Raw genomic sequence first — 10296 nt, forward strand, 5'->3', positions numbered from 1 at the left:
ATCCCGGTGCCTTTGGCGTGGCGCAGAACATGGCCCAAAGGCTCGGAGCGGTTCTGGTGGCAGGCGCGGTGTCGCGCTTGGTTTATGACTGCAATCGCCCGCCCGATGCCCCGGATGCGATGCCCGCCCGCAGCGAGCGGATCGTCGTGCCGGGCAATGCCACACTGGACGACGCCGCCCGCAAAGCGCGGACAGAGACCTATTACGCGCCCTTCCGCGCCGCCCTCGCGGCGGAAGTCGGGCGCAGGAAAGCGCCGGTGCTGGTGACGGTGCATAGTTTCACCCCGGTTTACTATGGCAAGCGGCGTCTGCTCGATATCGGACTGCTGCACGACAGCGACACGCGGCTGGCCGATGCCATGCTGGAGAGTGCAGCCGCCCATACCGACCTGAAAGTCGAACGCAACGCGCCCTACGGGCCGCAGGACGGTGTCACCCATACCCTGAAGGAACATGCGATTCCCGCCGGGCTGCCCAACGTGATGATCGAGATTCGAAACGACCTGATCGCGACGGAAGAGGATCAGGCCGCGATGGCGGAGCTTTTGTCCCGTTGGGTCAGCGCGGGTATCGCGCAGGTGCAGGGGCCGGCGGATGCATAGGGTGATGCGCGGCTATATCCGCGCGGTCGACGCGGTGAACTACCGGATCGGGCGGGTGATGATGTACGGCATCTTCGTGCTGATGGGCGTGCTGCTCTGGTCGTCGGTCAGCAAGACCTTCTATCTGCCCTCGCTCTGGACGCTGGAATTCGCCCAGTTCACCATGGTCGCCTATTATATCCTCGGCGGTCCCTATTCGATCCAGCTTGGGTCCAACGTGCGGATGGATCTGCTCTATGGTGAATGGTCGCCGCGCCGCAAGGCGTGGACGGATGCGATCACCGTTCTGTTCCTGATCTTCTACCTTGTCGTGCTGCTCTATGGGGGCATCGGCTCCACCGCCTATTCGCTGGGCTACTGGGGGACCGAGCCGCTGTCGTTCTTCGGTGGGCTCATTACCGGCGCGGAAGAGGTCGGTCGCATGGAAACCTCTCCCTCCGTCTGGCGGCCATGGCTCTGGCCGATCAAGACGGTGATGGTGGTGGGGATCTTCCTGATGTTGCTGCAATGCATATCCGAGTTGCTGAAGGACATTCTGCTGCTCCGGGGCGAGGCTGTCTGAATGTCGTATGAACTGATCGCCACGCTGATGTTCGCATCGATGATGCTGATGCTGCTGACGGGGCAGCGGGTCTTCGGGGCCATCGGGTTCGTCGCCGTGGTAGCCGCGCTGCTGCTCTGGGGGGACAAGGGCGGATACGATCTGGGCTTTGCCGCCGCGATGAAGCTGATGAAGTGGTATCCGCTGCTGACGCTGCCGATGTTCATCTTCATGGGCTACGTCCTGTCGGAATCGCGCATCGCGGACGATCTTTACCGGATGTTCCATGTCTGGATGGGCGGGCTGCGCGGCGGGCTGGCGATCGGGACGATCGGGCTGATGGTGCTGATTTCGGCCATGAACGGGCTGTCGGTCGCGGGCATGGCCATCGGCTCCACCATCGCGCTGCCGGAATTGCTGAAGCGCGGCTATGACAAACGGATGGTGACGGGGGTCATACAGGCGGGATCGAGCCTTGGTATTCTGGTGCCGCCGTCGGTCGTGCTGGTGCTTTACGCGATGATCGCGCGGCAGCCGGTGGGGCAGCTTTGGCTGGCGGGTGTTGTGCCGGGGCTGATGATGGCCACGCTTTTCGTGGCCTATATCGCCCTGCGCTGCTGGTGGAACCCGGTCCTCGGCCCGGTGCTGGAGCCCGAAGATCGCGACATGCCGCGCGGCGAAAAGCTGCGCCTGCTGCGCGCGGGGATCCTGCCCATCGGCATTTTCGCCGCCATGATGGTGCCCTTCGTCAACGGCTGGACCTCGCTGGTGGAAAGTTCGGCCATCGGGGCCGGGGTCGCCTTTCTCGCCGCGGTTCTGAAGGGTCGCATGACGCGCGAGGTTTTCGAGAATTCGGTGCGCAACACGCTGGGCATCACCTGCATGTTCATGTGGATCATCCTTGCGGCGCTGGCCTTTGGCGCGGTCTTCGACGGGCTGGGTGCGGTGAAGGCCATCGAGGGGCTGTTCACCGAGCAGTTGCACCTCAGCCCGTGGATGATCCTGATCGTCATGCAGTTGTCGTTCATCCTGATGGGCACCTTTCTCGACGATACGGCGATGCTGGTGATCGTGGCGCCGCTTTACGTGCCGCTGGTGGGCGAACTGGGGTTCGACCTGATCTGGTACGGCATCCTTTACACGATCACGACGCAGATCGCCTATATGACGCCGCCCTTTGGGTATAATCTGTTCCTGATGCGGGCGATGGCCCCGCCCGAGATCACGCTGCGCGACATCTATGCCTCCATCACGCCCTTCGTGCTGGTGATGGTGCTGGCGCTGATCCTCGTGATGGTCTTTCCCGAACTGGCGACATGGCTGCCAGACTACATTTACGACCAACCCTAACAAGAGCCGCCGCAAAGGCTGCCGCATCATTCAACATAGGAGAGAAGAGAATGACGACACGCAGACATTTCCTGAAGACCGCGGCAGTGGCCGGGCCGGCGGCGCTGGCCACACCCAGCATCGTGCGCGCCCAGACGGCGATCAAATGGCGGATGCAGACCTATGCGGGCTCCGCACTGGGCGAACAGGTCACGAAGCCGGCTGTCGATTTCATCAACAACGCCGCCAACGGCGAGATGGAGATCGAACTGTTCTACGCGGACCAGATCGTGCCCACCGGCGAATTGTTTCAGGCGATGCAGCGCGGCACGATCGACGCGGTGCATTCGGACGACGATTCCATGGCCTCGCCCACGCCGCTGCAGCAGTTCGGCGGCTATTTCCCCTTCGCGACGAAACACATCCTCGACGTGCCGGTGCTGTTCAACCAGTACGGGTTGGCCGATATCTGGCGGGACGAATACGCCAAGGTCGGCGTGCAGTGGCTGTCGGCGGCGGGTCAAGACCCGTGCAACTTCAACACGACAAAGGAAATCACCTCCGTTGCCGATCTCGACGGGCTGAAGCTCTATACCTTCCCGACGGCGGGCCGCTTCCTGTCGCGCTTTGGCGTTGTGCCGGTGAACATCCCCTATGAAGACGCCGAGGTTGCCGTGCAGACGGGCGAGCTCGATGGCATGGCGTGGTCCGGCATCACCGAGGATTACACCGTCGGCTGGGCCGATGTGACGGACTACTTCCTGACCAACAACATCTCGGGCGCATGGATCGGGTCCTTCTTCGTCAACCAGCAGCAGTGGTCGGACTTGCCCGAGCACCTGAAGCAACTGGTGATGGCGGGCATCGACGCGGGCCATACCTATCGCAACCAGTGGTACTGGGGCGGCGAGGCACGGCTGCGGGCCAAGGGCGACAAGCTGGCGCTGCGCACCGTTCCGGCGGCCGAATGGGCAGAGGTGGAGAACGCGGCCAAGGAATTCTGGAGCGAGATCGCCGAGGAAGGCGAGATCCACGCCAAGATCGTCCAGATCTTCCGCGACTACAACGAAGTCATCAACCAGGCCGGACCGCCCTACACCAACGGCTGATCCGAAGTTGAACCTGCATCTGAAAAGAAGGGACGGCCCTGCCGGGCCGTCCTTTGACCCTGACCAACGGAGACCGAAATGCCCGGCACCCTTTCTTTCGCGGATCTCAAGAAGCGCGTCGCGGACGGCAGCATCGATACGGTGCTCGTCTGCATGGTGGACATGCAGGGCCGCCTTATGGGCAAGCGGTTCCACGCGGCGAACTTCGTCGAAACCTCTTTCGAGGAAACGCATTGCTGCAACTATCTGCTCGCCACGGATCTGGAGATGGCGACGCCGGGTGGCTATGCCTCCACCTCCTGGGAAGCGGGGTACGGCGACTATGTGATGAAGCCGGACCTTGACACCATCCGTCCCGTCCCGTGGCTGGACGGCACGGCGATGGTTCTCTGCGACATGGTGGACCATCACCACCACGAACCGATCCCCCATTCGCCCCGTGCCATGCTGAAAAAGCAGATCGCGCGGCTGGCCGAGCTTGGCTTTGACGCGATGATGGCGACTGAACTGGAATTCTTCCTCTTTGCCGACAGTCTTGAGACGATCCGGGCGGGGGGCTTTCGCGAGCTGCGCCCGATCAGCGGCTACAACGAGGATTACCACATCTTCCAGACCACCAAGGAAGAGCATGTGATGCGGCCCATCCGCAATCACCTATATGCCGCGGGTCTGCCCATCGAGAATTCCAAGGGCGAGGCCGAGGCCGGGCAGGAGGAGCTGAACATCCGCTATTCCCCGGCGCTGGACTGCGCGGATTACCACACGATCGCCAAACATGCGGTGAAGGAAATCGCGTGGCAGCAGGGCCATGCCGCCAGTTTCCTGCCCAAGTGGCACAAGGACCGGGTCGGAAGCTCCAGCCATGTGCACCAGTCGCTGTGGAAGGATGGCAAACCGGCGTTCATGGACGAGGGCAATGAACTCGGCATGTCCGAGCTGATGAAACACTACATGGCCGGGCTGATCGCCCATGCGCCGGAATATACCTATTTCCTTGCCCCCTATATCAACAGCTACAAGCGGTTCGCCAAGGGAACCTTTGCGCCTACGAAAACCGTGTGGTCCGTGGATAACCGCACCGCGGGCTTCCGCCTCTGCGGGGCGGGAACAAAGGGCGTGCGCGTGGAATGCCGCATCGGCGGGTCGGACCTGAACCCCTATCTGGCGCAGGCCGCGATGCTGGCGGCGGGGATCAAGGGGATCGAGGACAAGATGCAACTGGCCCCGCCCACACGCGGCGATGTCTACGAGGATGCCAAGGCGGACGATATTCCCCAGACGCTGCGCGCGGCGCATGACAAGCTGAAGACCTCGGCCTTCCTGCGCGCGGCGATGGGCGATGACGTGATCGACCATTACGCGCGCGCCGCCGAAGTCGAACTGGAAGAGTTCGACCGGGTGGTGACCGACTGGGAAATCGCCCGCGGGTTCGAGCGGGCCTGACCGGCGCCGCCATGCGCCCTGCGCTGATTTTTGAGAGGACCAAGATGACCATCACCTGCATCTCCCCCATCGACGGGAGCACCTATGCAACCCGTGAACCCCTGAGCGGGGCAGAGGCCGCTGATGCCGCCGCCCGCGCCCGGGCGGCGCAAAAGGACTGGGCCGCGCGACCGCTTCAGGAGCGAGTTGACCTCGTTCTCGGGGCACTGGCTGAAATCGAGAAGACCCAAGACCGGATGACCACCGAACTGGCGCACCAGATGGGGCGACCCATCCGCTATGGCGGCGAATTCGGCGGGTTGAAAGAACGCACCATCCATATGGCGAAGATCGCGGCAGAGGCGCTTGCGCCCGAAGTGGTAGAGGACAGCGCCGCCTTTACCCGCAAGATCGCGCGGGAACCACACGGCGTCGTCTTCGTGGTGGCGCCGTGGAACTATCCCTACATGACCGCCAACAACACCATCGCGCCCGCGCTGATCGCCGGGAACGCGGTCATCCTGAAACACGCGGCACAAACCATCCTTGTGGGCGAACATCTGGCGGAGGCCTACCACGCGGCGGGCGTGCCGAAAGACGTCTTCCAGAACGTGGTGCTGGACCACGCCACCACGGCGGAACTGATTGCAAACCGCGCCTTCGATTTCGTCAATTTCACCGGCTCCGTCGGCGGCGGGCAGGCGATGGAACGGGCGGCGGCGGGCACCTTTACCGGGGTCGCCACGGAGCTGGGCGGCAAGGACCCGGGCTATGTCCGGGCGGATGCGAACCTTGAGGCGGCGGTCGATACGCTGATGGATGGCGCGATGTTCAACGCAGGCCAGTGCTGCTGCGGGATCGAACGGATTTATGTGCACGAAAGCCTCTATGACGCCTTCGTGGAAAAGGCGGTGGCGTGGGTGCGCCAGCAGAAGCTGGGCAATCCGCTGGACAAGGACACCACCATGGGCCCGATGGCGAACGTTCGTTTCGCCAGTGAGGTCCGCGCGCAGATCGAAGAGGCCATCGCGGCGGGTGCCACCACGCATATCGAAAAGATGGCCGCCGACGACGGGGGCGCCTATCTGACGCCGCAGGTGCTGACGGATGTGACCCATGACATGCGCGTCATGCGCGACGAAAGCTTCGGCCCCGTGGTCGGCATCATGCCCGTAAAGGACGACGAAGAAGCGATCCGCCTGATGAACGACAGCGAATTCGGGCTGACGGCGGCGATCTTCACCGCGGATGCCGAAGCGGCAGAAGCCATTGCCCGGCGGCTGGAGACCGGCACCGTCTTCATGAACCGCGCCGATTACCTCGATCCCGCCTTGTGCTGGACCGGGTGCAAGAATACAGGGCGCGGCGCAGGCCTGTCCGAACTGGGCTACCTCGCGCTCACCCGTCCGAAATCCTACCATTTCAAGAAAGCCTGACCCATGACGCCTGTTGCCAACTGGTCCTATCCCACTGCCGTCCGCTTTGGCGCGGGGCGCATTTCCGAACTGGGGGAGGCCTGCGTCGCCGCCGGGATACAGCGGCCCCTTCTCGTGACCGACAAGGGGCTGGCGGGGCTGCCGATCACCCGCGACACGCTTGACCTTCTGGAAGCGGCGGGGCTGGGCCGCGCCGTATTCTCCGACGTCGACCCGAACCCGACCGACGCCAATGTCGAAGCGGGGGTGAAAGCCTACCGCGAGGGCGGGCACGACGGGGTAATCGCCTTCGGCGGCGGCTCGGGGCTCGATCTGGGGAAAGCGGTGGCCTTCATGGCGGGGCAGGCGCGACCCCTGTGGGATTTCGAAGACGTGGGCGATTGGTGGACCCGGGCGGATGCGGATGCCATCGCGCCGGTCGTGGCGGTGCCCACCACGGCGGGCACCGGGTCAGAGGTGGGGCGCGCCAGTGTCATCACCAATTCCGACACCCATGAAAAAAAGATCATCTTCCACCCCAGGATGCTGCCCGGCATCGTGATCTGCGACCCGGCGCTGACGGTGGGCATGCCCCGCGCGATCACCGCGGGCACCGGTATGGATGCCTTCGCCCATTGTCTGGAAGCCTATTGTTCGCCGCATTACCACCCGATGAGCCAGGGCATCGCGCTGGAAGGCATGCGGCTGGTGAAGGAATATCTGCCTGTCGCCTATGACGATGGTGACGATCTGGAAGCGCGGGGGCACATGATGTCCGCCGCCGCCATGGGGGCAACCGCGTTCCAGAAGGGCCTCGGCGCGATCCATGCATTGAGCCACCCGATTGGTGCGGTTCATCACACTCATCACGGCACGACCAACGCGGTGGTGATGCAGCCGGTCCTGCGGTTCAACCGCGCCGCAGTCGAAGACCGGCTGGCCCGGGCGGCGGCCTACCTTGGTATCGAAGGGGGCTTTGACGGGTTTTACGATTTCGTGGGCGGGTTGAACGACAGGCTTTCGATCCCGGCGAACCTCACCGCTCTTGGCGTGAAGAACCCCGATATGGATGCGCTCGTCGCGTCGGCGCTGCGGGATCCGTCGGTCGGCGGAAACCCGGTCGAGATGACGGCGGAAAACACCCGAGCCCTGCTGGAAGCCTGCTTCTGAACGACAGCCCCGGGGTAGTGGAGCCCGGCGGAGGCGCCTCAGCTTTCCGCCGGGTTCAGCCCGCACCAGCGCGCAATGAACAGTGCCAGCAGCACGGTCAGTTCCCGGCATGACGAAAGCTCCACCCTTTCGTCAAAGCCGTGGATGTTCTCGGCCCGCGGGCCGATGCAGAAGGCCGGGATGTCGTAGTAGAGACCATAGAACCGTGTATCGGTCAGGGCGGTCATCTTGTGCTCCCGCAGGGGTTCATCGGGGCCGAAAACCTCTGCAAAGGCGTCGCGCATGACCGAGAGGGCTGGATCCGCTTCCGGACCTAAGACATAGCCTTCGGCCTGAAACCCGTTCCAGATCACCTCCGGCGGGCTGTTGGACAGGAAGGGATGATCGCGCGCCGCACGCGCGACGCAGGCCTCGATCTCGGCCCGGGCCTCTGCCAGATCCTGCCCCGGCAGCACCCCCATGCGGCAGTCGATATCGCACCATGCGGGCACACTGCTGGCCCAGTCCCCGCCCGCGATTTTGCCGGCGTTGAAATTGAGCGGATGCGGCACCTCTGCATAGACAGGATCACGGGCGGCGCGGGCGTTCCAATCGGCCTCCAGCTCCCGCAGGGCGGTGATCATGTCATACCCCGCCATGATCGCGTTCGACCCTTCGCCTGCGACTGAGACATGCACCGGCTTGCCCCGCACCCGAAGGCGGAACCACAGCGCGCCCACCTGCGCGCGGTTGATCGTGAGCAAGGAGGGTTCAGGCAGCACCGCCAGATCGGCCCGGTAACCCCGTTGCAGGGTCGAAAGCGCGCCAAGCCCGGTGCTTTCCTCTTCGATCACCGACTGGAAATGCACCGTCGCGGCGGGAACATATCCGGCGGCCTTCAGCGCATCCAGGGCAAAGAGCGCCGCGACCGTCCCGGCTTTCATGTCGCCCGCACCGCGCCCGTACATCCACCCGTCGCGGATGACCGGATCGAAAGGCGGATCGCGCCACATCTCCGCCGGGCCGGTCGGAACGACATCCAGATGCCCCTGAAGGATCAGCGAACGGCCCTTCGTGGTTTCGGGATGGTGACTGCCCACCACCGAACGGGCCCGCGAAAAATCGCCATCGATCGGCCCGAAGCCCGGCAGATGCTGCAGATCGGAGAGGTTGATGCTCCAGTCGTCCACCTTGTAGCCGCGTTTGCGCAGCGCATCCGCCATGAAATCCTGCGCGGGGCCCTCTTCGAACCGAAGGCTGGGAATGGCGACGAAATCGGCGAGGAAACGGGTCTGCGCCTCGAAGCCTGCATCAACGGCGCGCGTGATCTCTTGGTGCAGGTTGGGGGGCAGGGGCGGTGCGGATGTATCGGTGGCCATGGAGCGATCCTTTTTGCTGAGTCTCACTTTCCGTGTCCTGCGCACGGGGTCAACCGGGCGCGCATCTGCTGCCCGCCGGTGCGGCGTGGACAATCGCGCGCCGCACTACAGATCCCCTGATGAAGGGTCTCACTGTCGGGAACCCGCGTGGACCGGAATGACACAATGACCGATGATCCCCTTTTCGCCTTCGAGCCCTACCACATTGCCCTCGCGGTGGTGGGCCTGATCGTGATCGCCGCGCGTTGGCTGCCGCGATTGTTCTCGCACCGCGATCCGGTTTCCGCGCCGCTGATGATCCTGTTCGGAGCGGGCGCGGCGCTGCTGGTGCCTGACGTGCCCAGCCTGCCCGACCCGCGGACCACGCCACTGCCCTGGGAACTGGTGAGCGAGCTTGCCGTGATCGTGGCGCTTTTCGGGACGGGGATGCGGATCGACAGTCTCGGCACCCTGCGCCAGTGGTATCCGACGATCCGAATGCTCGGCATCGCGATGCCGCTCACGATTCTTGCGGTCATGCTTCTGGGTATCGGGATCGAGGGGCTGACCGTCGCGGGCGCCATTCTGCTTGGTGCGGTGCTGGCCCCGACGGACCCGGTGCTGGCCGCCGATGTGCAGGTCGGCCCCCCGCATCAGGGAGAGGAACACCCGGTGCGGTTCACCCTGACCACCGAAGCGGGGCTGAACGACGGCCTCGCCTTTCCTTTCGTCTACCTTGGCCTGATCGTCGCGGCGGAGGGGCTGAACCCCGGAGCATGGGCGTTTGACTGGCTGGTCTGGGACGTCGTCTACCGCATCGCGGCGGGTGTGGCGATGGGCTGGGCCGGGGGGCGGGCGCTGGGGCTTGTCCTGTTCGTCATTCCGCGCGGGCGGGTTCTGGCGGATACCGGATCGGGCGTCATCGCGCTGGCGGGCGTGTTGTTGTGCTACGGCTCCACCGAACTGGTCGAGGGCTATGGCTTCATCGCTGTGGCCGTCATGGGGCTGACCCTGCGCCGCGTGGAAGAGGACCACGATTTTCACCGGCATCTGCACGATTTTTCGGAATCCATCGAACATGCGCTGACGGCTCTTCTGCTGGTCGCATTGGGGAGCGTCCTGCCGATGCTCTTTGCCGATCTGACCTGGGTGCATGGGATCGTCGCGCTGACGCTGATCCTGGTTATCCGGCCCCTCGCGGGGTGGGTCGCCCTGCTTGGATCGGACCTGTCGCGGACCGACCGGGGGGTGGTGTCCATCTATGGCGTGCGGGGCATCGGGTCGATCTATTACCTGTGCTACGCGGGGCGGCACATGGAATTCGTGAACGAAACCCAACTTTGGTCACTGGTGGCGCTGGTGATCCTGCTT

Annotated in this window: 9 protein-coding genes; 8 read left to right on the plus strand and 1 reads right to left on the minus strand. The window is 64.1% G+C overall.

The genetic code is table 11. The features are described 5' to 3' along the window. The 7 genes from A3728_RS04185 to A3728_RS04215 form a co-directional block, all read left to right on the plus strand. A partial coding sequence (locus tag A3728_RS04185; protein WP_067920546.1) for an N-formylglutamate amidohydrolase occupies positions 1 to 602 on the plus strand: 602 nt, incomplete at its 5' end. Then, a complete protein-coding gene (locus A3728_RS04190) occupies positions 595 to 1164 on the plus strand; it encodes a TRAP transporter small permease subunit (protein ID WP_067920548.1) in 570 nt (189 codons plus the stop codon). The genes A3728_RS04185 and A3728_RS04190, both read left to right, overlap by 8 nt. Beyond that, entirely contained in the window at positions 1165 to 2493 is a 1329-nt protein-coding gene (locus A3728_RS04195; protein WP_067920550.1) for a TRAP transporter large permease, read from the plus strand. A gap of 50 nt (positions 2494 to 2543) precedes the next feature. Beyond that, a complete protein-coding gene (locus A3728_RS04200) occupies positions 2544 to 3581 on the plus strand; it encodes a TRAP transporter substrate-binding protein (RefSeq protein ID WP_067920552.1) in 1038 nt (345 codons plus the stop codon). Between the two features lie 78 nt (positions 3582 to 3659). Further along, the gene (locus A3728_RS04205; RefSeq protein WP_067920554.1) at positions 3660 to 5024 is read left to right on the plus strand and encodes a glutamine synthetase family protein; all 1365 of its coding nucleotides are present in this window, start codon (positions 3660 to 3662) and stop codon (positions 5022 to 5024) included. A 44-nt stretch (positions 5025 to 5068) separates the two neighbouring features. Continuing rightward, the gene (locus A3728_RS04210; RefSeq protein WP_067920564.1) at positions 5069 to 6439 is read left to right on the plus strand and encodes an aldehyde dehydrogenase family protein; all 1371 of its coding nucleotides are present in this window, start codon (positions 5069 to 5071) and stop codon (positions 6437 to 6439) included. A 3-nt stretch (positions 6440 to 6442) separates the two neighbouring features. Beyond that, entirely contained in the window at positions 6443 to 7588 is a 1146-nt protein-coding gene (locus tag A3728_RS04215; RefSeq protein ID WP_067920556.1) for an iron-containing alcohol dehydrogenase, read from the plus strand. 38 nt (positions 7589 to 7626) lie between these two features. On the opposite strand, the gene A3728_RS04220 is transcribed toward A3728_RS04215, so the two are convergent. Then, positions 7627 to 8946, minus strand: coding sequence for an ArgE/DapE family deacylase (locus A3728_RS04220; RefSeq protein WP_067920560.1), 1320 nt, complete (start codon positions 8944 to 8946; stop codon positions 7627 to 7629). A 165-nt stretch (positions 8947 to 9111) separates the two neighbouring features. On the opposite strand from A3728_RS04220, the gene A3728_RS04225 reads away from it, so the two are divergent. Next, on the plus strand, positions 9112 to 10296 hold a 1185-nt coding region (locus tag A3728_RS04225; RefSeq protein ID WP_067920562.1), incomplete at its 3' end, for a cation:proton antiporter.

The sequence above is a fragment of the Sulfitobacter sp. HI0040 genome, from assembly GCF_001634885.1.
Taxonomy (GTDB): Bacteria; Pseudomonadota; Alphaproteobacteria; order Rhodobacterales; family Rhodobacteraceae; genus Sulfitobacter.

What these genes read in the sequence shown, in the direction of transcription:
- A3728_RS04210 (WP_067920564.1), top strand. Translation starts at nt 5,069, where the DNA reads ATGACCATCACCTGCATCTCCCCCATCGACGGGAGCACCTATGCAACC.
- A3728_RS04200 (WP_067920552.1), top strand. Translation starts at nt 2,544, where the DNA reads ATGACGACACGCAGACATTTCCTGAAGACCGCGGCAGTGGCCGGGCCG.
- A3728_RS04190 (WP_067920548.1), top strand. Translation starts at nt 595, where the DNA reads ATGCATAGGGTGATGCGCGGCTATATCCGCGCGGTCGACGCGGTGAAC.
- A3728_RS04220 (WP_067920560.1), bottom strand. Translation starts at nt 8,946, where the DNA reads ATGGCCACCGATACATCCGCACCGCCCCTGCCCCCCAACCTGCACCAA.
- A3728_RS04215 (WP_067920556.1), top strand. Translation starts at nt 6,443, where the DNA reads ATGACGCCTGTTGCCAACTGGTCCTATCCCACTGCCGTCCGCTTTGGC.
- A3728_RS04195 (WP_067920550.1), top strand. Translation starts at nt 1,165, where the DNA reads ATGTCGTATGAACTGATCGCCACGCTGATGTTCGCATCGATGATGCTG.
- A3728_RS04205 (WP_067920554.1), top strand. Translation starts at nt 3,660, where the DNA reads ATGCCCGGCACCCTTTCTTTCGCGGATCTCAAGAAGCGCGTCGCGGAC.